The 25,847-nt window shown below is 63.4% G+C and carries 23 protein-coding genes and 1 tRNA gene; 15 read left to right on the top strand and 9 right to left on the bottom strand.

All coding sequences use genetic code 11. The annotated features are described in order from the left end of the window. Positions 1-4: 4 nt before the first annotated feature. From J2X38_RS19910 to J2X38_RS19865, 10 genes are all read left to right on the top strand, one after another. Positions 5-1,900 (top strand): XrtA/PEP-CTERM system amidotransferase, encoded by a 1,896-nt coding sequence (locus tag J2X38_RS19910; protein WP_310256646.1) that lies wholly within the window; start codon positions 5-7, stop codon positions 1,898-1,900. A 256-nt stretch (positions 1,901-2,156) separates the two neighbouring features. Beyond that, a complete protein-coding gene (locus tag J2X38_RS19905) occupies positions 2,157-3,341 on the top strand; it encodes a GNAT family N-acetyltransferase (protein WP_310256644.1) in 1,185 nt (394 codons plus the stop codon). Beyond that, positions 3,338-4,204 carry a cupin-like domain-containing protein gene (locus J2X38_RS19900; RefSeq protein ID WP_310256642.1) on the top strand — a complete coding sequence of 289 codons (867 nt, stop codon included), beginning with the start codon at positions 3,338-3,340 and terminating at the stop codon, positions 4,202-4,204. Before J2X38_RS19905 ends, J2X38_RS19900 begins: the two co-directional genes overlap by 4 nt. A gap of 174 nt (positions 4,205-4,378) precedes the next feature. Continuing rightward, complete coding sequence (gene infA / locus J2X38_RS19895) at positions 4,379-4,597, top strand: translation initiation factor IF-1 (RefSeq protein ID WP_010162480.1); 219 nt, start codon at positions 4,379-4,381, stop codon at positions 4,595-4,597. Beyond that, on the top strand, positions 4,594-5,184 hold the full coding sequence (locus J2X38_RS19890; protein ID WP_310256639.1) for a Maf family protein: 591 nt from the start codon (positions 4,594-4,596) through the stop codon (positions 5,182-5,184). Before infA ends, J2X38_RS19890 begins: the two co-directional genes overlap by 4 nt. After that, complete coding sequence (locus J2X38_RS19885) at positions 5,177-6,160, top strand: ribonuclease (RefSeq protein ID WP_310256635.1); 984 nt, start codon at positions 5,177-5,179, stop codon at positions 6,158-6,160. Before J2X38_RS19890 ends, J2X38_RS19885 begins: the two co-directional genes overlap by 8 nt. After that, complete coding sequence (locus J2X38_RS19880) at positions 6,150-6,344, top strand: DNA gyrase inhibitor YacG (RefSeq protein ID WP_058535991.1); 195 nt, start codon at positions 6,150-6,152, stop codon at positions 6,342-6,344. Before J2X38_RS19885 ends, J2X38_RS19880 begins: the two co-directional genes overlap by 11 nt. A 95-nt stretch (positions 6,345-6,439) precedes the next feature. Beyond that, a tRNA-Phe gene (locus J2X38_RS19875) sits at positions 6,440-6,515 on the top strand. A gap of 344 nt (positions 6,516-6,859) precedes the next feature. Continuing rightward, positions 6,860-7,270, top strand: coding sequence for a helix-turn-helix transcriptional regulator (locus tag J2X38_RS19870; RefSeq protein ID WP_310256632.1), 411 nt, complete (start codon positions 6,860-6,862; stop codon positions 7,268-7,270). A gap of 38 nt (positions 7,271-7,308) precedes the next feature. Next, positions 7,309-8,364, top strand: coding sequence for a hypothetical protein (locus J2X38_RS19865; protein ID WP_310256628.1), 1,056 nt, complete (start codon positions 7,309-7,311; stop codon positions 8,362-8,364). Here J2X38_RS19865 and J2X38_RS19860 read toward each other — a convergent pair. Both J2X38_RS19860 and J2X38_RS19855 read right to left on the bottom strand, forming a co-directional pair. Then, the gene (locus J2X38_RS19860) at positions 8,361-9,881 is read right to left on the bottom strand and encodes a lipopolysaccharide biosynthesis protein (RefSeq protein WP_310256625.1); all 1,521 of its coding nucleotides are present in this window, start codon (positions 9,879-9,881) and stop codon (positions 8,361-8,363) included. The two genes, J2X38_RS19865 and J2X38_RS19860, sit on opposite strands and share 4 nt — an antisense overlap. Positions 9,882-9,930: 49 nt before the next feature. Beyond that, complete coding sequence (locus tag J2X38_RS19855) at positions 9,931-11,652, bottom strand: sulfatase-like hydrolase/transferase (protein WP_310256623.1); 1,722 nt, start codon at positions 11,650-11,652, stop codon at positions 9,931-9,933. Between the two features lie 262 nt (positions 11,653-11,914). Here J2X38_RS19855 and J2X38_RS19850 point away from each other — a divergent pair, with 262 nt between their 5' ends. Further along, entirely contained in the window at positions 11,915-14,470 is a 2,556-nt protein-coding gene (locus tag J2X38_RS19850; protein WP_310256620.1) for a TonB-dependent receptor, read from the top strand. A 112-nt stretch (positions 14,471-14,582) separates the two neighbouring features. Here J2X38_RS19850 and J2X38_RS19845 read toward each other — a convergent pair whose 3' ends face one another. Further along, positions 14,583-17,585, bottom strand: coding sequence for a TonB-dependent receptor domain-containing protein (locus J2X38_RS19845; protein WP_310256616.1), 3,003 nt, complete (start codon positions 17,583-17,585; stop codon positions 14,583-14,585). 434 nt (positions 17,586-18,019) lie between these two features. On the opposite strand from J2X38_RS19845, the gene folE reads away from it, so the two are divergent. Next, positions 18,020-18,622 (top strand): GTP cyclohydrolase I FolE, encoded by a 603-nt coding sequence (gene folE / locus J2X38_RS19840; RefSeq protein WP_137889564.1) that lies wholly within the window; start codon positions 18,020-18,022, stop codon positions 18,620-18,622. Between the two features lie 13 nt (positions 18,623-18,635). Here the strand turns inward: folE and J2X38_RS19835 are convergent, their stop codons facing one another. The 6 genes from J2X38_RS19835 to J2X38_RS19810 all read right to left on the bottom strand — a co-directional run bounded on the left by J2X38_RS19835 (position 18,636) and on the right by J2X38_RS19810 (position 23,225). Further along, the gene (locus J2X38_RS19835; RefSeq protein ID WP_310256612.1) at positions 18,636-19,292 is read right to left on the bottom strand and encodes a Fe2+-dependent dioxygenase; all 657 of its coding nucleotides are present in this window, start codon (positions 19,290-19,292) and stop codon (positions 18,636-18,638) included. Next, complete coding sequence (locus tag J2X38_RS19830) at positions 19,292-20,341, bottom strand: hypothetical protein (protein WP_310256610.1); 1,050 nt, start codon at positions 20,339-20,341, stop codon at positions 19,292-19,294. Before J2X38_RS19830 ends, J2X38_RS19835 begins: the two co-directional genes overlap by 1 nt. Positions 20,342-20,433: 92 nt before the next feature. After that, the gene (gene rplI, locus J2X38_RS19825; RefSeq protein WP_037517578.1) at positions 20,434-21,057 is read right to left on the bottom strand and encodes a 50S ribosomal protein L9; all 624 of its coding nucleotides are present in this window, start codon (positions 21,055-21,057) and stop codon (positions 20,434-20,436) included. Positions 21,058-21,070: 13 nt separating this feature from the next. Beyond that, the gene (rpsR, locus tag J2X38_RS19820) at positions 21,071-21,295 is read right to left on the bottom strand and encodes a 30S ribosomal protein S18 (protein ID WP_037517582.1); all 225 of its coding nucleotides are present in this window, start codon (positions 21,293-21,295) and stop codon (positions 21,071-21,073) included. A gap of 11 nt (positions 21,296-21,306) precedes the next feature. Next, positions 21,307-21,672 (bottom strand): 30S ribosomal protein S6, encoded by a 366-nt coding sequence (rpsF, locus tag J2X38_RS19815; RefSeq protein ID WP_056371356.1) that lies wholly within the window; start codon positions 21,670-21,672, stop codon positions 21,307-21,309. A 158-nt stretch (positions 21,673-21,830) separates the two neighbouring features. Then, on the bottom strand, positions 21,831-23,225 hold the full coding sequence (locus tag J2X38_RS19810) for a Mur ligase family protein (RefSeq protein ID WP_310256603.1): 1,395 nt from the start codon (positions 23,223-23,225) through the stop codon (positions 21,831-21,833). A 90-nt stretch (positions 23,226-23,315) separates the two neighbouring features. On the opposite strand from J2X38_RS19810, the gene J2X38_RS19805 reads away from it, so the two are divergent. From J2X38_RS19805 to J2X38_RS19795, 3 genes are read left to right on the top strand one after another with little or no spacing between them, the layout of a single operon-like run. Continuing rightward, a complete protein-coding gene (locus tag J2X38_RS19805) occupies positions 23,316-24,143 on the top strand; it encodes an LD-carboxypeptidase (protein ID WP_310256600.1) in 828 nt (275 codons plus the stop codon). Positions 24,144-24,187: 44 nt separating this feature from the next. Then, positions 24,188-25,126 carry an ACP S-malonyltransferase gene (gene fabD / locus J2X38_RS19800; RefSeq protein WP_310256597.1) on the top strand — a complete coding sequence of 313 codons (939 nt, stop codon included), beginning with the start codon at positions 24,188-24,190 and terminating at the stop codon, positions 25,124-25,126. Between the two features lies 1 nt (position 25,127). Next, positions 25,128-25,733: a hypothetical protein gene (locus J2X38_RS19795; protein ID WP_310256594.1), complete on the top strand. Its 606-nt coding sequence runs from the start codon at positions 25,128-25,130 to the stop codon at positions 25,731-25,733. The last annotated feature ends 114 nt before the right edge of the window (positions 25,734-25,847 follow it).

Genomic DNA, 25,847 nt, shown 5'->3' with positions numbered 1-25,847 from the left:
CTATATGTGTGGGATTGCCGGCATCTATCATCTGGAAACGGCCAAGCCGGTCGACCCCTCACGCCTCCGCGCGATGCTCCAGCCGATGCAGCATCGCGGCCCCGACGGATCGGGCGAGTGGACCGCGCCCGGCGTCGGCCTCGGCCACCTTCGCCTCTCGATCATCGATATCGCGGGCAGCCCGCAACCGATGGCGAGCGACGACGAGCTCGTCACGCTAACCTATAACGGCGAAATCTATAATTTCCGCGAGCTGCGCGCCGAACTCGAGGATCGCGGGCACCGCTTCCGCACCAGCGGCGATACCGAGGTCATCATCGCGGCGTGGCGCCAATGGGGCCCCGATTGCCTGTCGCGGCTCAATGGCATGTTCGCCTTTGCGATCCATGATCATCAGCGCGGATGCCTGTTCCTTGCGCGCGACCGGCTGGGGGTGAAGCCGCTCCATTATGTGCGCTTGTCCGATGGATCGGTCGCATTCGCGTCGGAACTGAAAGGGCTGCTGCGCAATCCACTGCTGCGACAGGAAGCCAATCTGACCGCGATCGAGGATTTCCTCGCTTTCGGTTATGTCCCCGACGATAATTGCATCGTAGCGGGCGTCGAGAAGCTGCCCGCCGGCCATTATCTGATGCTCGAACGCGGCAAGCCGGTGCCCGCGCCGACGCGTTGGTGGGCGCCCGATTTTTCGAAGCGCGTCCGCGCGAGCGAAGGCGAGGCCGCCGAGCATCTCGTCCACCTGATGCGCGCCGCGGTGACCGATCGGATGGTCGCCGACGTGCCGCTCGGCGCTTTCCTGTCGGGCGGGGTCGACAGCAGCGCGGTCGTCGCGCTGATGGCCGAGGCGAGCGCAAAGGCGGTCAAGACCTGCACGATCGGCTTCGATCAGGCGGCCCTCGACGAAACCGCCTACGCACAGCAGATTGCCGAACGCTTCGCGACCGACCATCGGACGCGCACCGTGTCGTCGGGGGATTTTACGCTCGTCGACAAGATTGCCGATCATTTCGACGAACCCTTTGCCGATGCGAGCGCCCTGCCGACCTATCGTGTGTGCGAACTCGCCCGCGAAGAGGTGACCGTGGCGCTCTCGGGCGATGGTGCCGACGAGGCATTCGCGGGATACCGCCGTCTTGTGTTCCAGCATCAGGAGGAGAAGCTGCGCGGGCTGATCCCGGGCTTTATGCGCCGCGGGGTGCTCGGCCCATTGTCGCATGTCTGGCCGCAAATGGATTGGGCACCGCGCCCGCTGCGCGCCCGTGCGACGCTCGCCAGCCTGTCGAAGAGCGGGGCGGAGGGCTACGCCGAAGCCGTTGGCGTGACGGGGCAGGCGCAGCGTTCGCGCCTGTTCAACGACGCCGCGCATCATGCGCTCGGCGATCATGTCGCCGAGACGCGATACTGGAAGGCGATGGCCGAGGCGCCGGCACGCGAGCCCCTCGATCGCGCGCAATATGCCGATCTGCAAATCTGGCTCCCCGGCGACATTCTGACCAAGACCGACCGGATGAGCATGGCGGTCAGTCTCGAAGCGCGCGAGCCTTTGCTCGACTATCGCCTGATCGAATTCGCGGCGAGCTTGCCCGCGTCGATGCGCGTCAAGCGCGGCACGGGCAAGGCGATCATGAAGCAGGCGATGGAACGCTATTTGCCGCACGATATCCTGTACCGCCCGAAGATGGGGTTCGTGACGCCGGTATCGCACTGGTTCCGCGGCCCGCTCGTCGAGCAAGCGAAGGCGCTGGCGACCTCGTCGACGCTCGCGCGCTCGGGTTGGTTCGATATGGCCGAAATCGAACGCATCGTCGCCGCGCATCAGTCGGGGCGGCGTGACCATGGGCGCCTGATCTGGCAATTTTTCATGCTGGAGAAGTCGCTGGCGAAGCTTTTCGGGATATGATGCGTTGTGACCCTTTAGGATGGAAAGCCGACGTTAGACCTCGTCATGCTGAACTTGTTTCAGCATCCATGGCCTGAGCTCGAACTCGACGCTGCGCCGAAGGAAACGGGGGGCCATGGACCTTGAAACCAGTTTAGGGTGACGAGGAATGAGATATCTGCTCCGGCCGTGAGCGGCCGTTTCAAAGTCGGTCCTGCGAGCAGTACGACGTCGAATCGCCACCCCATTTTAACGCTTCCCTGCTAACCTTCACCCGATGACGGTCCATCCCGCCTTTCCCGACAATGCCGCTCCGGCCGCCCCGCTGACGGTCCGGGTGGTCGATCCGCTGGCGCTGTCACCCGACCTCGCCGCGCAGTGGGACCGGCTGGCCGGCGAGGCGAGCGAGCCCAATCCCTTTGCCGAGCGCTGGTGCCTGCAATCGGCGCTGCACCTGCTCGATCCCGACCGCCACGCGCGGCTGGTGCTCGTTCGCGACGGAAGCGACGGGCCGGTGATCGGCATCATGCCGCTCGCGCCTGCCGCGAATTATGGCCGCATACCGCTGCGCCACGTCACCGGCTGGACGCACCACAATCATTTCCACGGTGCCCCGCTCGTGCGCGCGGGTTTCGAAAAGCTGTTCTGGTCGATCCTGCTCGGCTGGTGCGACGCGGCGCCGTGGGCGCGCACGCTGGTGCATGTGCCGCGGCTGACCGAAGGCGGCCCGCTCCATCGCGCTCTTGTAGATGTGGCGCGTATGCGCGGCGGCAGGGCAGAGGTGGTGCACCGCGAGGAGCGCGCGCTGCTCGAAAGCAATTTGTCGCCCGAGGAATATTGGGACGCTGCGGTGCGCGCCAAGAAGCGCAAGGAATTGCGGCGGCAGGCGAACCGGCTCGCCGAACAGGGCGCCGTGCAATTTCGCCGCTGGCAATCGGGCGAGGCAATCGATCCGTGGGTCGATGCCTTTCTCGACCTCGAGGCACGCGGATGGAAAGGGCGCTCCAAATCTGCGCTCGCGAGCCAGAGCGACACCGAGGCATGGTTCCGCGCGATCCTCGTCGCGGCGGGCGATGCGGGCCGGCTCGGCATGCGCGCGCTCGACCTCGACGATCGCCCGCTCGCGATGCTCGTCAATTTCCTTTGCCCGCCCGGCGGCTTTTCATTCAAGACTGCGTTCGACGAGGATTATAGCCGTTTCTCGCCTGGCGTGCTGCTGCAACAGGCTAATCTCGATCTGCTCGACCACCCGCAAATCGATTGGGTCGACAGCTGCGCGGCGCCGGGTCATCCGATGATCGACAGCGTCTGGCGCGAACGCCGCGCGCTTGTGTGGGTCAATATTCCCTTGTCGGCCACCCCGGACCGGATTCGTTTCGCCATGCTGACGAAGACCGAGCGGCTGTGGCGGCGCTGGAAGGGTGCCGCGGCGCCCGAAAATGAAGTAGAAAGCCTGTCATGACCGCGCACCAGCCGATCACTCGCCCTGTATTCCCCGCCGAAACGCTCGAACGGATGGCGACGCTCTATCCGCTGCAGGCGGGGCTGCTCCACCATCATCTGCCCGACCATCCGCTGCTGTCGCTCGAAGCGCTCGCGCAGCTCGGCGAAAGCCTGCCCGCGAGCGAGGTCGAGTATAATCCGGGCAATGTCCCGATCGGCATCCTGCCCGAAGATGTCCCGTCGAACGGCCTCTCGATTGGCGAGACGATCCGCACGATCGACAGCAACGGCAGCTGGGCGGTGCTCAAGAATATCGAGAATGTGGGCGCCTATCGCACCCTGTTGATGGACCTGCTCGGCGAACTCGAACCTGTTGTCGAACCGCGGACGGGTGCGATGCTGACGCCACAGGGCTTCATCTTCATCTCGTCGCCGGGATCGATCACGCCCTTCCACTTCGATCCCGAGCATAACATCCTGCTCCAGCTCCGGGGTACAAAGGTTATGAATGTCTGGCCGTCGGGCGACGAACGCTTTGCCCACCGCCGCGAGCATGAACGCTATCACACCGGCGGCCACCGCAATCTGCCGTGGCAGGACGACTATCGTGGCGATGCGCAGCAGGTGCCGCTCGGGCCGGGCGATGCGGTGCTGATGCCGGTGATGGCGCCGCATTTCGTCGCCAATGGCGATGCGCCGTCGATCTCGCTGTCGATCACCTGGCGCAGTGAGTGGAGCTATCGCGAGTCCGAGGCGCACGCCGCCAATGCGACCTTGCGCCGCTTGGGTCTAGACCCTGCGATGCCGCCGCGCTGGCCGAGCTATGCCTGGATGAAAACAATTGGCTGGCGCATCGCGCGCAGGCTCAAGCTCGTGTCATAACCCGTCTATGTCTTCGCCCCGGACTTGATCCGGGGTTCGCCCGTCCTTGATGGAAAAGATGGATGCCGGATCAAGTCCGGGGCGACGAAATTGGAGGGTGTGACAGATTGCTTTCAATTGGCATAAATTGGCGTTATGGGCCCGCATCCTTGATTTCGAGCCCATAGAGGACTGATGGCGAAAGAAGAACTTCTGGAAATGCGCGGCCAAGTGGTCGAACTGCTGCCCAACGCGATGTTTCGCGTCAAACTGGAAAATGACCACGAGATTCTGGGTCACACCGCCGGCAAGATGCGCAAGAACCGAATCCGCGTTCTGGTGGGCGACGAAGTGCTCGTCGAACTCACCCCCTATGACCTGACCAAGGGTCGGATCACCTATCGCTTCAAGTGAGCAGCGCGGCGAACTTTCCCGTGCTGGTGCTTGCTTCGACATCGCCGCGCCGGCGCGAACTGCTGGCGCGGATCGGCCTTGTGCCGTCGCGCATCGCAGCCCCCGAAATCGACGAGACTCCGCTGAAGGCCGAACTGCCGCGTGACTATGTCGCGCGGCTCGCCAAGAGCAAGGCGCTCGCGGTCGAGCGCGCGCCAGACGAGGTCGTGCTCGCGGGCGATACCACCGTCACGGTGGGCCGCCGCATTCTCGAAAAGCCCGCCGACGAGGCCGACCTGCGCCGGATGCTCGGGCTGCTCTCGGGGCGGCGGCACCATGTCTATTCGGGGATTTGCGTCGTCGGAACCGACGGAAAGGCGCGCGTGCGCGTCGTCGATACGGTCGTCGCATTCAAGGCGCTGAGCGCCGCCGAAATCGACCGCTATGTCGAATCGGGCGAGGGCATGGGCAAGGCAGGCGGCTATGCGATCCAGGGCCGCGCCGAAACCTTTGTCCGGTTCCTGTCGGGCAGCCATTCGAACGTCGTCGGCCTGCCATTGTTCGAAACGCGCGCACTGCTGACCAGCGCCGGAATCGCGCTTGGCTGAGTGGCTTTACGAGGCCGGAATCGGTGAAGCGCGCGCCGCGCTGGTCGAGGATGGCGCGATCGTCGAGGCCCGGATCGAACGCGACCATGAAGGACCGCCCGTCGGAACCGTACAACATGCCCGGCTGATCGAGGCAGGAAAAAAGCCGCTGGTCATGCTCGACGGACCCGGCGAACAGCTTGTCTCGCTTGCCAGATTGCCGCCCGGCATCCCGATCGGTTCGCAATTGAAGCTGGAAATCACCCGCGCGGCGCTGATGGAGCGCGGCCGCGACAAGCTCGGACGAGCGAAGATCGCCGATCCCGACGCGGCGGTGGGCCCCGGGCTCGACCTGCGCGCGCGGATCGCGGCGACCGGGGTGAAGGTTGTCGAGCTCGGGGCGCCCGGACCCGACCGGCTGGAAGAAGCCGGCTGGTCGGAGATCGTCGGCCATGTGCGAAGCGGCCATTGGCCGTTCGGCGACGGCGCACTGTGGGTCGACGCGACGCCGGCGATGGTGCTGATCGACATCGACGGCGATGGTGACCCGCTGGCGCTGGCCAGGGCGGGCGCGGCGGCCGCGGTCAGGGTGATTCGCTGCTGCGACATCACGGGATCGATCGGAATCGATTTTCCGTCGCTGGCAAGCCGGGCCGACCGGCTTGCGATCGATGCGCTGATCGATGCGCTTTTGCCGCAGCCCTTCGAGCGCACCGCGGTCAACGGGTTCGGCCTTATGCAGATCATCCGCCGCCGCGTGCGGCCCTCGCTGATCGAACAGATACGGCTCGATCCTGTCGCCACCGACGGCGCCCTGCTGCTGCGGCAGGCGGAACGCGCGGTGGGGGCAGGGGTTTTGAAACTGACCGCGCCCCCCGTGGTCATCGATCATATCGGCCGCCACCCGCTCTGGATCGAAATGCTGCAAAGACGTACAGGCCGGCCGGTCGAGCTGATCGCCGACGCCCAGATCAAAGGAATGGGCCATGCCCAATAAGATATCCGCCAAATCGCAATCCTGCCCGCTGTGCGGCAAGCCGCGCGAGCCCGAATATAAGCCCTTTTGCAGCCGCGGCTGCCGCGATCGCGACCTGTTGACCTGGTTCGGCGAAGGCTATCGCGTACCCGTCGATCAGGCGCCTGATGGCACGGCCGAGGACGATCGTTTCGACGAAGGCTGACCCCGAAATAGAGCGTCACAAAGCCTCTGGACAGGATGCAAAGCCCTGCCTATAGCCGCCGCTCGCCAGCGCGACCGACCGGTCGCAGCGGCCGTGCCCGGGTAGCTCAGTTGGTAGAGCATGCGATTGAAAATCGCAGTGTCGGCGGTTCGACCCCGTCCCCGGGCACCATTCGCTTTTCAGAACATCCCGGAAAATCCGGATGTAGAACTGGGGCCGTTATAGGCGCTCCAGCTATCGCGTGGCAAACAAGCGCGGACCCTCGCGCTCGAGGCATACCCGAACGTCGGTTTGACGGCCGCGTTGATCCCGATGAGTGCGCTTCTTTCGAGCAGGGAATCGACCGCGACTATCAAATACTTATCGGCACCCGCTCAAAATGTTGCACGTTGGTGTGAAAGGCCTGTCGGGTTATGTATCTGTAAAAATATGTAAAATTTCGACAATTGAGGGTGCATTCCAGGAAGATAAGGATAGCTGTATCTCATATGGTCTGACGAAAACGCAAAAGGACCATGCTGGAAAAGGCCGGGGCTATATCAAGAGCTGCGGTGTCGCCGAGGTATATATTGTTGCAAAACCTGACAGGACCACGGAGGGCTGGAAATGGTGGTAGCTCGCTACCTTCCGGCAGCTTTGGGGCACGTCTACGGTATCTGAGAACCGTGAAGGGCCTCAGCCAAGCAGATGTCGCGTCGTGTCTCGGCGTGAGCAAACCGGCGATTTCGGGCTGGGAAAAGGGGCGCACGCGGCCAAAAAATGCGCGCTTGGGGGCTCTCGCGGACTTGCTCGGTGTGTCGCAATTTGACCTGATGGAAGAGCCGCAGCCGGTTGCGTACGGTGACGTGATCGCCCGCAGCCGGATACAGATCGCTCAAAAACTGGGTGTCGAACTCAACAAGGTAAGGATAATCATCGAGTTCTAGATTATCGGCAAATCAAAACCGAAGGCAATCTCGCAGGCATGGAAGCCGCAAAGCTGTTGCCTGCGAGCCCGATATCCGGCAGCGCGAAGCGTCCTGAAAGGACGCAAATGCGTGGATTTTCGCCTCTACCAATGGGTTGTCGTGCGTGTTACTGCCCAGCGATGAACAGGATTGTGAACAAGCTCAACCGGTTGTGGAAGGAGCGCGCGCACCGCGCCGCGGCACGGGCGGTACTGGATACGCCCCCGATCGTACCGGCCGATGACGGACTGGTCCTGTTTTCCATGATCGGCACGCGCGTGCTGCTACCGTATCTCGTCGCGGTCAAATCGCTCCACGCGCAGCTTGGCAAAGGGCGCATCGTCATCCTCGACGACGGTACGCTCACCGACACCGACCGGCAGATATTGGCGGCGCACCTTGGAAATCCGCACATTGTGGCGATCGCGGATATCGATACCGCGCCTTGTCCGCGCGGGCAGGTATGGGAACGCCTCCTCGCGCTTCTGGACATGCGGGCAGGCGATTATGTGATCCAGCTCGATTCGGACACGGTCACGCTGGGCGACGTGCCCGAGATCGCCGCCGCGATCGTGCAAAATCGCAGCTTCACATTGCGCGGCGATCCCGATTCCGAGCTGTTGTCCTTCGCCGAGATGGCGGAAAAGTCCGATGACGACGCGTTTCTCTACAATCCTGCGGCCCACGTGCAGGGTGCGATCGAATGTGGTCTCGACCGCGTTTCGCTGCCCATGGTCACGAACCCGCACTATGTGCGGGGATGTGCGGGCTTTGCCGGTTTCGCGCGTGGCGGCGATGGCCGCGCGCTTGCCGAGGCGTTTTCACGCGAGGCCGAACGATTGCTCGGAGCCGAGCGCTGGGCGCGATGGGGCAGCGAACAGGTGACGTCGAACATCGTTATCGCCAACGAACCCGATCCGTTGCTGCTGCCTTACGATCATTACCTTAACTTCTGGGACGAAGGCGTGCCTCCCGACGCCCGGTTCGTCCATTTCATCGGCAGCTATCGCTTTAGCGGCAATGCCTATATCGACGCGACGCGCACAGCGATCGCGGCGCTCGGTCGCGCTTAGGTAGCGACGGCCGGAGCGGCCGGCATACGTCGTCCGCGCACCAGTTCGATCAGGTCCCGCACCGTCTCGCGAGCGAACAACGCCAGCCACAGGCAATAGATCGGCCCCCCGGTTGCGACGAGCACCGCCAGTCGCATGGGCTGCGGCAGAGCGGGCAGCATGCGATCGACCAGCATCACCACCGCGGCCATGGCCGTGGCAGCGAGAACCGGCGGGGCGATCGCGCGCAACAGCTCGCCCGCCCGGACGCCGACAACGGGCAAGCTCCGGACGGCGGCAAAGACGAGCAGCAACGGATAGGCGATCAACCAGGCCCACGCGATGCCGATGATTCCCCACTGCGCGCCGACCAGAAATACGACCGGCATCAGCAGCGCGCCTGCTGCGGCATTTCCCGACGCGATACCCGGGCGGCCGAGCGCATCGGTTGCGGGGCGAAGCAGGGTGAACAAGGTCCAGAAGGGCATGGCGAGCGCCAGCGGCAGGAGCAGCGGCACGATCTCGCGCCATTTTTCACCGAGCAGCGTGAGCACGAGCGGTTCGGCCACGGCGGCGAGACCGAAGAAGAACGGCATGGCTGCGACCATGATCGCGCGCGTCGAGCGCGTGAAGCCGGCGGCCAGCGCGGGCCGGTCGTTCTGCATTCGCGAATAGGCCGCAAAGGCGACTTCGTTGAGCGGCGGCACGACCTTGTTGTTGAAGATCTGCGTCAGCAGCAGCGCGGTCGTATAGATGCCGACCAGATGCGCGTCGAACCAGCGGCCGGCGACCAATATGTCCGCCTGGCTCTGTACGAAGCCGAAAAACTGCGCGACCGCGATCAGCCCGCCATAGCGCGCGATCGAACCCGCGCCGCGGAAGTCGAAGCTGGGCCACATCCAGCTGCGCGCCGCGATCGTCAGGCCCAGGGCCCGCGTCGCGAACATGGCGATCGGCGCCCAGACCAGCGCCCACACGCCCCAGCCCGCGAGCGCGCCACCGAGCGCCACGCCCGCGCCGATCAGCGCGGAGACGAGGTTGACCTGCGCCTGACGCTGAAACTCGAGCGAGCGTGCGAGCTGCGCGTAGGCGAGCGCGGAGAAGGGAATGGTGAGATAGATCAGCGCCTGCACCCGCAGCAGATCGGCGACCAGCGGCTGGCGATAATAGGCGGCCGCCAGGGGCGCGCAGGCAATCTGGGCCACCGCGAGCGCGCCGTTGAGCAGCAGCAGCAGGCCGAAAATCTGCCGCAGCTCCTGTTTGGCTACCTCGTCGCGCTGGATTACGGCGCTGGCGAGGCCATAGCCGTTGAGCAGGTTGAACAGCATCAACATCACTTGGGTGAGCGCAAACAGGCCATAATCTTCGGGCGTCAGGATACGGATGACGAGGAAGGTGGAGGCCCAGGCGACGATTTGCCCCGCAATCTGCGACCCCGAGCGCCAGATCACGGCGCGGCGGATCCGCTGACCGAAATCGGGTTCGGTCGCGATATCCGGGCCAAGTGCCGTTTCGGGGGGGATGGAGGAGCCTGACATGACGGCGAGCCTTAGCAACTATTCGTTGGCAAAGCATTGCACGCGCGTGTCATCGCGGCGCGGCGCCGATTTTGCGCGTGGTATAGTCGCCAACTGGCGGCCGGGCCACCGATGCGCGCTCGACCTTGACCCATATCGGCTCGCGCCCCAGCCGCGCGTTGAAGAGGCTGTTGAACGTGGCCGGATCGGGGGGCGAGGAGTCGAGCGCTTCGCCATATTGGCGGCGCACCGCCGCCCGATCATAGCCCATCGCATTCAGCAGCGTCGGAAAGATGCGATAGTGGCTCGATGCGTCGAAATGGCGTTTCGCGGCGGCTTCCCAGCGGCCGGGCGCGCCGATGATTGCGAGGGGCACTGCGCCCTCCTCGCTGGCGGGCGACGGGCTGCAATGCGTCGTCGTTCCCGAATCGCCGCGCTCGTGCAGATTCTGCCCGTGATCGGACGTATAGATGATCAGCGCCCCGTCGAGCCGGGCGCGCGCGAACAACCGGTCGAAGAAGCCGCCCACCGTCCACGTCACCGTGTTGCGATAGGCGTTGCGATAGCGGCGCCAGCTTTCGGCGCCGTTATAAAGATTTTCGGGAAGCCGGGTTTCGGTCACGACCTCCGATTCGTCGCGCGGCAGAGCGGGGCTGAAGAGATGGGCGCTGTCCGGATATTTGTCGGCGACGGGGAAATGCGCACCCATCTTGTTGACGAGGATGAATTCGCGCCGCTCGTTGCTGAGCGCCGCGATCAGCGCATCGGCCGCGGCCATGTCGCGGTCGACGACGGGTATATCGTCAAACTGGACGATATGATCGATCTGACGCCGCTCGGCATCGTCCATGCCGTTCTGATAGGCGCCGCCGGTCCGCTGCGCGTCGATGTAGATCGTCGCGAAGCCGGCTTGTTTCGCATAGGCGAAGATTGACGGCATCGTGGCATTGATGCGGTGATAGGCGCCGCGTGTCCCGCCGTAGCGAAGCGTCAGATTGCTTCCGAAACTGCAATTGGCGATCGAGGCGGCGAGCCCGAAATTGCTGACGACGATGCCGGGGGGCGGCGATGCCAGCCCGGATCGAACGCCCGCGGCATCGTTGATGTCGAGGTATCGGCCGGCAATGCTTTCGTCGATGATCAGGATGATGTCGCCCTGGTCGGGTTTTGGACCATGCGCGATGGTCACCGGTTGGCGCGCCATCGACGGCTGCGTCGCGGCTTCGAATGCCGCGAGCGCCGAATAGGCGGTTCCGACCCAGGCGTTCGGCAGCCCGCGGCCGCCTTCGCCCCCGCGCACGAACAGCAGGATAGTTAGCATCGCGAGCCCCGCCAGCGGTGCGAGCGCAGCAGCGATGCTGGGCAGGGGGCGCCGGGCACCCGGTTTCAGCCCGACGCCGACAAAGAGGAAGAATGCGCCGGCCGCCGCCCATGCGATCGATGCGCCATATTGCGCGACGGCGTCGTCGGCGAAGCCGGCCGAATGGACCATGGTGACGAAGGCGTCGTAGCTCATCGCATCGGCGGTGGCATCCTGAAAGCTGCCGACGAAGATGGCGGCGAGAGCAAACACTGCAGCCCAGCCCCACCGCAGCAGCGGGCCGCGGATGAAGGCCGCGCCCCACAGGCAAGCGATCAGGCCGCCATAGAGGCCGGCGTAGAGCAGGAGGGGCGGCGACAGTCCCAGCATAGCGATCCGCGCGGCGATGCCGGGAAGCTCAAAGGCCAGGCCGAATGCCAGCAGCAGCGTTTTGGTCAGCGTGTTCGGGCTCGGCCGGGTCTGTGCCCGCATCGCTTGTCCTTCGTCTTCCGGGGCGGAGCTATTTGGCAGATTGCCTAATACACGTTTCGCATTTGACACATAACTGTAACCAATTCGAACGTTGGCCGTAACGTAAACTGTTGCTTTTTAGTCACGAATTGGCGGAAAATCGGCCGTTTCGCGCGTGCGCGCGTTGACGCCGCCGGGGTGGGCGTTAGATCGGGAGCTTACCACCGGGCATCTCCCGATAAGCCTTTGGCTGCGCTTCGGTGGGTTTGGAGAGAGACTGAATATGACTTTGCGCAACATTCTGTTGGGCGCCACCGTGCTGTGTGCCGCCACCACCCCCGTCTATGCCTTCGCTCAGGATGCCGCGCCGGCCGACGCCGGAACGACGGTCGACGACACCGATTATGGCAACGACATCATCGTTACCGCCAGCAAACGTTCGCAGACGCTGCAGGACACGCCGGTCGCGGTCTCGGTGACCTCGGCAGCGCAGCTTGAAGAAGCGCAGATCCGCGACCTTATCGACCTGCAGTCGTCGGTCCCCAGCCTGCGCGTGTCGCAGCTCCAGTCGAGCGCGAACACCAACTTCATCATCCGCGGTTTCGGCAACGGCGCGAACAACGCCGGTATCGAACCGTCGGTCGGCGTGTTCATCGACGGCGTCTATCGCTCGCGTTCGGCCGCCCAGATCGGCGACCTTCCCAACGTCGAGCGCATCGAAGTGCTGCGCGGCCCGCAATCGACTTTGTTCGGCAAGAACGCATCGGCGGGCGTCATCAGCATCGTCACGCAAAAGCCGCAGTTCGAATTCGGCGGCTCGGCCGAAGTCACCTATGGCAACTACGACGCGATCACCGTCAAGGGCGACGTCACCGGCCCGATCAGCGACACCATCGCCTTCTCGATCGGCGGCAGCTACAACCGCCGCGATGGTTATGCGCAGGATTTGAAGCTCGACACCGACGTCAACGACCGCAATCGCTGGGGCGTTCGCGGCCAGCTCTTGTTCGAACCGACCGACGCGCTGTCGATCCGCCTGATCGGCGACTATGACAAGATCGACGAAAATTGCTGCATCGCGGGTAACGTCATCGCCGGCCCGACCGTCGCGATCACCAACGCGCTCGCGGGCGGCCCCAGCGTCGATGCGAACGACCCCTTCTCGTATGACGTCTACAACAACTTCCTGTCGTCGAATAAGATCAAGAATTACGGCGGTTCGGCGCAGATCGACTATGATCTCGGCAACCTCGCGCTGACGTCGATCACCGCGTACCGCAAGGTGCAGGCCGACACGAACCAGGATTCGGACTTCACCGCGGCCGACCTGATCGGCGAGAAGAGCGACAATGTCGGCATCGACACCTTTACGCAGGAAGTCCGCCTGACGTCGGACTTCGATGGACCGCTGAACTTCCTGATCGGCGGCTATTATTTCAACGAAAAGGTCGATCAGCAGAGCGCGATCAAGTTCGGAAACCATTTCCGTCCTTACGGTGATGCATTGATTCGCGCGGCGAGCGGCAACGCGCTCAACGTCGCGATGCTCGAGGCGACGTTCGGCGCGCTTGAAGGGAATCCGGCGAAGTACGCGGGCACTTTCTTCCGCGCGGGTAACGGGCTCGACGAAGATTATCAGATGAAGAACGAGGCCTTCTCGATCTTCGGCACTGTCGATTTCGAGGTCACCGATCGCCTGACGCTGACCCTCGGCGGCAACTATACGAAGGATCGCAAGCGTTTCTCGACCAATGTCGTCAGCAGCGATGTGTTCTCGGGCGTCAATCTTGACGCGGCTGCCTACACGCCGTTCCGTCAGGCGCTGCTGATTGGTCAGGGTGTTCCCGCACCGACTGCCGCCTTCCTGGCGGCCAATCCGACGCTGACGCTGCCCGATGGGCGCAGCGCGAATCCGCTGGCCGGCCTCAAGGCGTTCCAGTTCCTGCCGCCCTTCCTCAACATTCCGAACGCGGTCGAAAGCGGCAAGACCAACGACGGCGATTTCTCGTACAGCGTTCGCGCCGCCTATGAGCTCACCGACACGGTCAATATCTATGCGACCTATGCGACGGGCTTCAAGGCGAGCTCGGTCAACCTGTCGCGCGATAGCCGCCCGCTTGCATCGGACCTCGCGGCGATCACCGCCGCGGGTTTGCGTACCCCGAACCTGGTGGCAGGTTCGCGCTTTGCCGATCCCGAAGAATCGACCGTCTATGAGTTCGGCCTGAAGGGCCAGTGGGACGTCGCGGCGGTGAACGTCGCGGTGTTCAAGCAGTCGATCAAGGGCTTCCAGTCGAACGTCTTCACCGGCACCGGCTTTGCGCTCGCCAACGCCGGCAAGCAGTCGACCTTCGGTATCGAGTTCGACGGCTCGGTGCGTCCGGTCGCCGGGCTCAACCTGACGCTCGCGGCGACCTATCTCGACGCCAAATATGACAGCTTCATCAACTCGGCGTTCGGCGACATCTCGGGCAGCACGCCCGCGGGCATCCCGGAACTGTCGCTGTCGCTCGGCGGCACCTACACGCATGAATTCGCGGGCGGGACCAAGGCGATCGCGCACGTCGACTATGCGTATGAAAGCCCGGTCCAGATCGTCGAAGGCCTCGGCGGTTTCCCGGCGAGTGTCGCGCAGAACCTGAAGCGCGAAGTGAACTCGCTCAACGCGTCGTTCACGATCCGCCTGACCAACGGCATCGACGTCGGCGTGTGGGGCCGCAACCTCACCAACGCGCAGTATCTGACGACGATCTTCCCGGCGGTGGCGCAGGCGGGCAGCGTCTCGGGCTACCCGAGCCAGCCGCGTACCTATGGCGGGACCATTCGCTACAAATTCTGATCGGGAGCGCCGGGGTAGCGTTGCTCCCCCGGCTGCCGCACGAAAGGCAAAAAGAAACCCCGGCCTCTCGATTGAGAGGCCGGGGTTTTTTGGTGGCGTTGTCGCCTGCGCTTTAGAATTTCACACCGGCGGCGATGCCATAGCGGCGCGGTTCGAGCGTGAAGATATTGGTGTAGTTACCCGACGACTGGTCGGTGATGTACAGGCCGGTGACGCTGTTGGCGTCGAAGACGTTCTGGATGAACCCCCGCACATACCATTTGTCGTCGGCGCCGTTCAGCTGCACCTGGGCGTTGACCTGAGCATAGCCTTTGATCTTGTTCACATTGCCGTTGAAGATGCTGCCATAGCTTTCACCGGTATAGGCGAGGTCGACGCGCGGAACGAGCGACATGTCGCCCATACGCGCCGTGTATTGGATGCCCGCGCTGAACTTGTAATTCGGCGCCTGCGGCAACTGGTTGCCCTTGATGTTGACCGGAATACCCGCGGAGAAATAGTCGACCCCGCCCAACGTCGCGGGATTGACCGAGAGGCCGGCAACGGGAGCGGGCAGGTTGGCGAAGGCGCCCGCGGCTGCGGCCTCCATGACCGAACAGATGCTGAAGGCGCCCGTCGAGGCGATGCCGCCATCGGACGGGAAGGCCGTCGTCGGCCGCAGCCCCGCGCCGCCCTGAACACCGGGGACGATGCCCGCGTTGATCAGGGTCTGGACGCCATTCACGAAGGCGTTGACCCCGGCCACATTGCCAGTTCTCGATCCCACCGCGCAGTTCGCGGCGTTGGTGATGTCTTTGATGATCACCGCATCGCTGCGGCCGCCGCCAAAGTCACGGGGGTTGCTGGTGAGCTTGTCTTCCGACACCTTGCTGTGCAGGTAGCTGAAGCCGAGGTTGACCACGACGTCGGGGTCGGGCCGGACAATGGCTTCGGCTTCGAAACCATAGATATCGGCGCTGACATTGTCGTTGACCGCGGTACGGGCAACGATCTTGCTGAGCTGCAAATCCTTATACTTATAGTAGAAGGCCGTCAGGTTCAGCTGGAGCGCCCCGTTGTCGAAGCTATTCTTCGACCCGATTTCAAAGGCGTCTACCTGTTCGGGCTTGAACGATTCGGGCACCGCGAAAATCGGCTGGAGCGGCGGGTTGATGCCGCCCGATTTATAACCGCGCGAATAGGAAGCGTAGAGCAGATTGTCTTCGGTGACCTTGAAATCGAGCACCGCGCGGCCCGTCAGCTTGTTGAACTTGACGCTGCGTTCCTGGATGATCTGGTTGCCCGGCGTGCCCGGATCGGCATCGAACGATCCGACGAACGGCGAACCGAAGACGGTGTCGGTCGTTCCGGCGTGCGGTGCAAGGAAGCTTGCCAGCGTCGACCGCGCCGACACACTCTTCTTGTCGTTGTTGTAGCGCAGGCCCGCCGTGAGTTTCAGCCGATCGCTGAATTCGAAATAGGCTTCGCCAAACAGACCCCATGACTTGATGTTCAGATCGTCGGTGTTGTTGCGGAAGAAGGGTGTCGCGAGGAACGACGGCGGCAGGGGGCCACCGGCGGCCGGCGGGTTGGTCGCCGCGGTGAAGGCGCCCAGCACGCCCGTCAGATAATCGATCGGGAAGGCGTTCACATAATAGCTGTTCTCGGTCAGGTGGTAATCGGCATAAATGCCGCCGACCAGGAAGTTGAACGGCCCGTCGAGGTCGCTCGACAGGATGCTTTCGACCGACCAGCTGCTGTTATACTGGTTCGACCGGTCGAATTGCAGCGACTGGTCGCTACAGATCTTGTTGCCGCCAAAGCTGCCGTAGCCGCTTTCTTCCGCCAGCGACGTGCAAAGCTGGCCGGTGGGGCCGTTGGGGATGATCGCCGCGGCGACGGGACGGAAATAGGGCGCGAGGCCGGCCCCCAGCGCGCCATTCGCGGCCGCCTGCAAGGTGGCGAGGCCGGTCGCATAGAGCGCGCGGTTGCCGATATTGCTGTTATAATCCTGCGACGCGTCGAGCTTGACCTTCTGATACTGGCCCGAAACCTGCAGCGACACGGGGCCGAAATTATGCTCGATTTGGCCCTGCAGCGTCAGTTCGCTGGTGAAATAGCTCGGCGTATAGGCGGTATTCACCTCGCGCGGATCCGACGGGATCGTCGTGTTGGCATAGACGTCGGGCCCATAGAGACTGCCGAGGGCAAAAGCCTGCGGGATGCCGCGGATCGCGAGGAATTCGCGCGACGTCAGCGCGGCGGTGAAGGTCGCGTTGCCGTTGAAGGGCGAATTGTCGAGACGGCTGTTCAAACAGCCGAGGATGCCGGTCGGATCGCGCTGGCAAAGCTGCTTCTGGATGCGCGTGCGCTTGTCTTTTTCGCGGAAATAGGATGCGAGCAGGTCGATCGTCGTGTCGGGCGAGGGCTCCCAGCGGAACGAGCCGCGGACCGAATAAAGATCGCGGTCGTCGATGCGCGTGTCGAGGAAGCTGTTCTTCGTATAGCCGTCGCGGTTGAGGTAGATGCCCGCAACGCGAATGCCCATCGTGTCGCCGAGCGGGATGTTGACCATCGCCTTGCCCTTCATGGAATCATAATTTCCATATTCGGCTTCGGCGGCGGCTTCGAAGACGCCGAGTTTGGGCTTGGCGGTGATCACGTTGACCACGCCCGAGGTCGCGTTGCGGCCGAACAGCGTGCCCTGCGGGCCGCGCAGCACTTCGACGCGTTCGAGATCGAAGAATTCGGTTTCGAACAGGCGGGTCGAAAACAGCGGGTCGCCGTTCAGGTGGATCGCGGTCGCGCTGTCGCAGGTTGTGCCGACGCAAAGGTCGCCGATCCCGCGGATCGTGAAGCTGGCGCCCGTGAAGTTGGTCTTGGTGAAGGTGACGTTGGGCAAGGTCAGCTGAAGATCGGACGGCGTCTTGATCTGCTGTGCTTCGAGCGCCTCGGTCGAAAAGGCGCTGACCGCGATCGGCACGTCCTGCAGACGTTCCGACTGGCGCTGCGCCGTAACGACGATTTCGCCGCCGAAAGCATCGCGTTCCACTTCATCCGCCGCGTCCTGCGCATATGCCGGTGTCGCCACCGTCATCGCAAGGATCGAGGTTCCGATCAGTGCCTTGAACTTCATCTATAGCCTCCCTTTTTCGATCCCGCGCGATGCGGGGCCGCCCAACGTCAAATTGTGGTAAGGGGAGGGGAAACGACCAGACATGGCAAAGGGCACCCGGCCAAAACGGCCATGTGCCCTCGTGAATCCCACTTGCCAGCTGGGCTGGTCATCGTCCTCTCCCACCGGCGTCGGGGAAAACGCCGGCCTCTCCGGAATACGACCCGCTTGAGCGGGTTCTGTATGGAGCAAAGGTGCGCCGAGTTGACGAAAGCGTCAAGTGACTTGTTTGGCTCAAAAAAGGACGCGAAACCGCGCCTCTCCGAAAAGTGAAAAAGCCAAGATTCCGCAACGTAAAGTTGATGGGAGAGGACAATTTCTTCTTCTCTGGCCCTTGCTTATCGTCGCATTCGCCCCGAAATGTGCGACATGAAGGCAACAGTGAAAGCGGGGCGATGAGCGACAACGGACAAGAGTTGGGACCGGACGGCAAGGTGGTCGTTCCGGACCATGTTGCGGACGCCGTGCGGACGCTGATCGAGTGGGCGGGCGACGATCCGGCACGCGAGGGGCTGCTCGACACACCGCGCCGCGTCGCGCGCGCGTGGAAGGAATATTGTTCGGGCTATGCCGACGATCCGGCGCTTTACCTGTCGCGCACCTTCGAGGAAGTCGGCGGCTATGACGAGATCGTGCTGCTGCGCGACATTCCGTTCCAGTCGCATTGCGAGCATCATATGGCGCCGATCACCGGAAAGGCCTCGATCGCTTACCTGCCGCGCGACCGGGTCGTCGGCATTTCGAAGCTGGCCCGCGTGCTCAACGGCTTTTCGCGGCGGCTGCAGGTGCAGGAGCGGCTGACCGCCGAGGTCGCGAAGTGCATCTGGGACAATCTCCAGCCGCAAGGCGTCGCGGTGGTCATCGATGCACAGCATGGCTGCATGACCGGGCGCGGCGTGCGCACCCCGGGCGTCGGCATGGTGACGAGCCGCCTGCTCGGCTGTTTCCTCGAGGACCAAAGCAGCCGCAAGGAAGTGCTGAGCCTGATGGGCTATTGATGGGCGGACGGCCTTAGCGCCGCCACATCCGCAAGAGCTGATACTGGACCGCCTGCAGCCGCGTGAAGTTCGCGGGTTCCATCTTGCCGCCCTCGATCGCGGCAATTTCGTTCAGTTCGTACATCAAATTCCGGTGCGCGACGTCGGGGATCAGGCTCTGGATGAAGGTGATTGCGACGAGCCGCTCGCCGCGCGTCACCGGTTCGACCTCGTGCAGCGTGTGCGAGGGATAGATGATTGCGACCCCTGGAGCTTCCTTGAAGCGCAGGTCGGCACCCCCCAACTGCACGTGCAGCGCGCCGCCCTCATAATCGGCAGGATCGTTCAGGAAGATAGTGCAGCTGACGTCGGTGCGCAGCTGGCCGTCGGGCAGGGGAATATAGGCGGCATCGGGGTGCAGCCCGTAATGCATGCCCGGCGTGTACCGCGTCATCAACGGCGGCGCGATCCGTGCCGGAAAGGAGAATTCCATGAAATCGGGGTTCTGCACCATCGCATCGAGCAATATCTTCGACGAGCGTTCATAAGCACCGGAGTCGTGAAGTTGCAGGTTGTTCTTCACCTTCGAATGCGGGTTGCTGATCTTTCCGTCGACAAACTTGCCGCTGGCGGCAATCTCGCGCAGCGCGCGGACCGCGCCATCGTCGAGCAGCTGGACGAGCTTGAACATTATGCGCTTTCCTGGTTGCCGCGGATCGGCAGGTCGCCGAGGCTTGTATAGCGTGCGGCGAGCGCTTCAACCCACGCGATCGCTTCGGCGATGGCGGGCGCGTGTCCGACGGCCGCCTGCGCCTGCAACTCGCGGCGAAGATCGGGGCTATAGCCATGCTCGGGCGCCTTAGAATATTGGCGCATCACAGGTCCGGCGAGCGCGGCGTCGATCCGCGCCGCATCGACCGACAATCCGAAATGCCCGCACTGCGCGGCGAGCGCGGCGGCGGGATCGGCCAGCACGCCTTCGAAATCGGCCCACAGATGCCGCGGATCGGCGCGCGGCAACGTCTGCTGCGCCGTCGCCATCTCGCAAAGCCAGCTCATCGCGACGCGCGTCACCGGTGGCAGCTGCCACAATGCGAACGGGAAATCGGGCAGCAGCGCGGCAAGTCGCGCCATGCGTGCCGGGGCTTGCGCCAGCGTCTCGGCCATCGACGCCTCGCCGGCCAGGATCGTCTCGATGTAGCGCGCGAGCGGGACGTAGAGGAACAGCGCGCGGCCATCGGCACCCGTCAGCTCGTCGGCGATCGCCGTGATCACGCTCGACGCCTTCACCATCGCGCGCTGGCCGGGGGCGAAGTCGCGGCCCAGCCATCCGACAGCTTGTGCAAGGCGCTCGCGATAAAGCTCGGGCGACCAGACCGACTCGGGCCGGTCAATCCGCTCGGCGACCTGTGCCACCGTGCGGAGCAGCATCGGCTCGCGCAAAGGCAGTACCTCGCCGACCTCGGCATGCAGTCGCGACACGAGCGTCGATCCGACATGGCCGATATGGAAGATGAAGTGCGGCGCAGGGGCCGCGGCGCCCAGATCGGGCAGGGTGTCCCACGCCATCCACTCGCGCCCGATGCGATCGGTGAGCAGTCGCTGGTCGAGGAAGCTTGCGGCGCGATAATCGGCTTCGGTCAGCAGTGCGATCAGCACCCGGTCGTTTGCGAGGTCCGCCATATGCGGCAGCAGGCTCGCATCGGCGGCAAAGCGGCGCTGGAAAGGATCGTCGGCCATCGCCGAGCCATAGGAAAGGGCGGACCATAAGAAAAGGGCCGCGCCCCCTTTCGGAAACGCGGCCCTTTCAAAAGGCTTTGGCCAGAGGAAGCTTAAGCTTCTTCGGCTTCGTCCGCAGCAGCTTCGGGAGCGAGCTCCGAAGGCGGCGTGGCGTCTTCGAATTCGTCTTCGCTGTCGGGTTCCAGTGCCGTGGCGACTGCCTCGGCCTGTTCTTCCTCGAACATCGCCGCGATGACGTCGATGCCCTGCTTCTGCATTTCGGCTTCGTCGGGCGAGCGCGCGACGTTGACGCCGACGGTCACGACGACTTCGGGGTGCAGCTTGACCTTGACGTCGACCAGGCCGAGCGACTTGATCGGACGTTCGAGTTCGACCATCGACTTGCCGATGCCTTCGACGCCGTCTTCGGCGAGCGCGTCGACGATGTCACGGACCGAAACCGAGCCGTAAAGCTGGCCGGTGTTCGATGCCTGACGGATCAGGACGATCTGCTTGCCGTTGATGCCGCTGGCGCGGCCTTCGGCGTCGGTGCGACGTTCGGCGTTATCGGCTTCGATCTTGCCGCGGTTCGCTTCGAACAGCTTCTTGTTGGCGTCGTTCGCACGAAGCGCCTTGTTGTTCGGCAGCAGATAGTTACGGGCAAAGCCGTTCTTGACGGTGACGACGTCGCCGATACCGCCCAGTTTCTCGATGCGTTCGAGCAGGATGATTTCCATCGGTCAGCCCTCCTTACTTAACAATGTAGGGGAGCAGGCCGATGTGGCGCGAGCGCTTGATCGCTTTCGCCAGCTCACGCTGCTTCTTGGTGGACACCGCGGTGATACGCGACGGGACGATCTTGCCACGCTCCGACAGGTAACCCTGGAGCAGACGGACGTCCTTGTAATCGATGACCGGTGCATCCTTCTGGCTGAAGGGGCAGGTCTTGCGGCGGCGGAAAAAGGGTCGTGCCATGGTCGTTTTCCTTATTCTTCGCCGTCGCGGTCACGGCCGCGGCCGCCACGACGTTCCTGCTTGCGCATCATCACCGACGGACCCTTTTCGAGTTCGTCGACCTTGATGGTGAGCCAGCGGATGATATCTTCGTTGATCGCAGCCTGACGCTCGATCTCTGCGATGGCTTCGCCTGCGACTTCAGCCGACAACATCACATAATGACCCTTGCGGTTCTTCTGGATCTTGTAGGCGAGCTGCTTCAGGCCCCAGGTCTCGGTCTTGTGAACCGTGCCCTTAAATTCGCCGATGACGTTGGTGACGGTTTCCGCCAGCGCGTCGACCTGAGCCTGGCTCAGGTCCTGACGCGCGATAAAAACATGCTCGTAAAACGGCATGGTGCGCTTCCTTCGATTTGGCCGATCGCTGGTTCCGCGCCAATCGCGAAACCCCTCCGGCTGTCGTCAAGCTTTACGGATTGGTGCAAAGCAAACGGGGCGAATGGCACGTGGCCTCGCCCCGAATGAGCGCGCCTATACAGATTCGCGGGGAGAAATCAAGCGGAGAGCGCCAGCTTTCCCAACAGTTCCCGCCCGAATTCGGTGAGCGTGTCGTCGCGCGCGCCGAGGATGAGGATGCGGTCGCCCGCCTTGGCCGCGTCGAGCATTGCCGCGCCGCATGCCGCGCGGGTGGTCATATGCACGGCGTCACCCCCGCCCGCGACGATATCGGCGACGAGCGCCTCGCTGCCGATGCTGCGGTCGACGGTGCCGCCGAAATAGACGGGGTCGCACACGAACAGCTTGTCATCGGGGCGCATTCCGCTTGCGAAGCTCGCCGCGAGTTCCTTGCCCATCTGGCGCAGCGGGCCATAACCGTGCGGCTGGAAGAAGATCAAAGCGCGGCCCGGCAGTTCGGACACGGCGGCGAGCGTCGCGGCCACCTTGTCGGGGTTGTGCGCGAAATCGTCGATCACCGTGACCCCGCCTGCTTGTCCGAGCACCTCATATCGGCGCGCGAGGCCGGCGAAGTCGGCGAGTGCCTCGACCGCCTGTGCGATGGTCGTGCCCGCCGCGTGGGTGGCGGCGATCGCGGCGAGCGCGTTGGCTGCATTGTGACGGCCGGGCATGCGAAGCCTCACCCGATACGCGGTGCCATCGGCATGAACGGCGAAACGGCAGCCGTCGGGCAAGGCTTCGAAATCGCTTCCGCGAATGTGGGTGTCTTCGCCTTCGCTAAAACCGAATGAAATATGATTGTCCAATGAAAGGAAGGGTGTGCTTTCCTCATCGTCGATATTGACCACGGCAACGCGCGCCTTGAGGAGAAAATCGGCAAACAGGACATGGAGTTCTTCGAGGCTCTTGTGATCGAGGCTGATGTTGGTGACCACCGCTACATCGGGGCGATAGAGCGCGATCGATCCGTCGCTTTCGTCGACTTCGCTGACGTAGATCGCGGCGTCGCCAACCAGCGCGCTCGCGAATGGCCTGTCGTCGCCCGAAAAATTGCGCATGACCGCGCCGTTCATCACGGTCGGTTTCCGGCCCGCGCTTTCAAGGATCCAGCCGATCATCCCGGTGACGGTCGACTTGCCGCTCGTCCCGCCGACCCCGATCGCGCTGTCGGCCGCGTTGAATAGCTCGGCATTCAGGTCGGCGCGCGTCATCCGCGGCAGACCGAGTGCGTTGGCCGCGGCAATATCGGGAACGCTGTCCTCGATCGCCGCCGAGGCGACGAGGATCTGGCCCGCTTTCGGCCCGCTGCCGTCTTGCGGGTAAAAGGCGATGCCCTGGCTTTCGAGCCAGGCGAATTTACCGGGCGTCCGCCCTTGGTCACGGCTGCGATCGGACCCCGACACCGCGTCACCGCGCGCCGCGACGATCATCGCGAGCGGCAGCATCCCCGACCCGCCGATGCCGCAGAAGAAATAGGATTTGTTTTCGGCCATCGCGGCGCGATATGGCTTTGACGAAGGCTTTGCAACCGCACCCGCCGCAATAACCGCTCGTACCGGGCGGATCGAGGAATCAGCCAGTCCATGCGTATCGGCATTGTTGCCCCGTCGACCCCGATCCTGCCCGACGATGCGGAGGCCGTTCGCGCGCTCGCAAGCCTCGGTTACCCCGACGTCGAACTTGTCTTCGACGCGCAATGCTTCGCTGTTCACGGCCATTTCGCGGGCGAGGATGGGCACCGCTTCGCCGCGCTCGTCGAGATGGCGAACCGCCCCGACATCGACGCGATCTGGTTCGCGCGCGGCGGTTATGGTGCATGCCGGATCGCCGAGGATGCGGTCGCGGCGATGACCGACGCGGCGAGGGCCAAGGCGTTCCTCGGCTATTCGGATCAGGGAAATCTGCTCGGTGCGCTCTATCGCGAGGGGTTCGACCATGTCGCGCACGGCCCGATGGTCGCCGATATTCGCCGCGAGGGCGGTGACGCGGCAGTGCTGCGCGCGCTCGACTGGCTCGTTGCGCGCGATCCGGGTGCTTGCGAAGCCGGATTGCAGCATGGCGCCCGCCATGCGGCGTTCAACCTGATGACGCTGTCGATGCTGATCGGCACCCCGCTCGAACCCGATCTTTCGGGTCATGTCGTGTTGGTCGAGGAGGTGAGCGAATATCTTTACGCCTTCGACCGCGCCTTCTTTCACGTCGCGACCTGTCTGGGCCCGCGCGGGCTTGCCGGATTGCGGCTGGGACGGGTCGGCGACATTCCGGAAAACGATCGCCCCTTCGGCATGGAGGCCGATGAGATCGCTCGCGATTGGTGCGGGCGCACCGGCATCCCCTGGCTCGGCCGGGCGGACATCGGCCACGACGCTGCGAACAAGGTCGTGCCCTTCGGCTTGCATCGTGCGGGGTGAAGGAATAGGCGCGCGGTAACGAATATCACCGCAGGGGACGCAATATGCGCGCATTCATTTTTCCGGGTCAGGGCAGCCAGGCCGTCGGCATGGGCAAGGCGTTGTCGGACGCTTCGCCGGTCGCGCGCGAAGTGTTTCAGGAGGTCGACGACGCGCTTGGCCAGAAGCTGTTCAAGCTGATGAGCGAAGGCCCGGAGGACCAGCTCACCCTTACCGAAAACGCTCAGCCCGCGATCATGGCCAATGCCATCGCGACACTGCGCGTGCTCGAAAAAGAAGGCGGCGTGACGCTCGCCGCCAAGGCCGATTATGTCGCGGGCCACAGCCTCGGCGAATATAGCGCGCTCTGCGCAGCCGGCGCCTTCGACCTCGCAACCACCGCGCGCCTGCTCAAGACGCGCGGGCAGGCGATGCAGGCGGCGGTGCCCGTCGGCGTCGGCGCAATGGCGGCGCTGCTCGGCGCCGACATCGACACCGCGCAGAAACTCGCCGACGCCGCGGCCGAGGGCGAAGTCTGCACTGTCGCCAATGACAATGATCCATCGCAGGTCGTGATTTCGGGCCACAAGGGCGCGGTCGAGCGCGCCGTCGCCCTCGTGAAAGATTATGGCATCAAGCGCGGCGTGCTGCTCCCCGTCTCGGCGCCCTTCCACTGCCCGCTGATGCAGCCCGCGGCCGACGCAATGGCCGAGGCGCTCGGCGCCAACCCGCCCGCCGCGCCGCTGGTGCCCGTCGTCGCCAATGTCACCGCGAGCCCGGTGAGCGACGCCGACACGATCCGCGATCTGTTGGTCCAACAGGTCACCGGCCGCGTCCGCTGGCGCGAAAGCGTCGCGTCGATGGAAGATATCGGTGTCCAGCAGTTCGTCGAATTCGGCGGCAAGGTGCTCGGCCCGATGGTCAAGCGCAGCGCATCGGACGAAGTCGAGACGGTGAGCGTGATTTCGATGGATGACATCGAAGCGCTGCTGAAAGGTTTTTGAAATGCGACTTGCGACGTTGAACCACAGACTGTGGGCCGCGTCAGCGCTGCTGCTTTTCAGTTTGACTTCAACAAATGTTGAGGCGGCAGAAAATCTCGAATGTATGGATCTTGGATATTCTGGCACCGAGCTGGCGGCAATGGACCGCTTTGTTGAGAAATATGGCTTGGCGGACTGGCAAGCTGCCAAACGTCTGCCGAATGATATCGAGAACTCGATTGCTACGCGCCTGCGATATTGCGCGGACGCAAACGCATGGCCACAGAGGGCAATCGAGCAGGCCGTGTATTACAAGGTTAGCATTCTTACGGCGGCTGCCATCGATAAGAACACCCCTTTGAGTTCTCAACAAATGGCTCAGCTTCGCGGTGCCTATTCAAGCACAGATTCAAAGCGTTTGATGTCCATCATGCTTCCTGCTCTTGATGCCATTTTCGCCGTAAAAGCAGTGCCTGTACCGTCAGAAGACGACATAAGCTATTTGAACGAGCATATCACGCGGCGATCAGGGCTTCCCATTAATAACGAGGTCACAAACTACATAGGCGCCTGGCTGCTCACGAGGGGCATGGTGGAGATCACGAAGAGACGGTTCAGTGAGTTTTAAAATCTCGCCTTTGGATTAGCGGGCGGTTGTGCGGTTCTAACCATTGGATTCTGCGTTCTCCGCGCGAAAATCATCTTACACCGACGTCCGAGATTCGGACCCCAGACTAAGGAA

This window comes from Sphingopyxis sp. BE235, assembly GCF_031457175.1.
In the GTDB taxonomy this organism is placed as follows: Bacteria; Pseudomonadota; Alphaproteobacteria; order Sphingomonadales; family Sphingomonadaceae; genus Sphingopyxis.
This window is presented reverse-complemented; position numbering and strand designations above follow the sequence as displayed.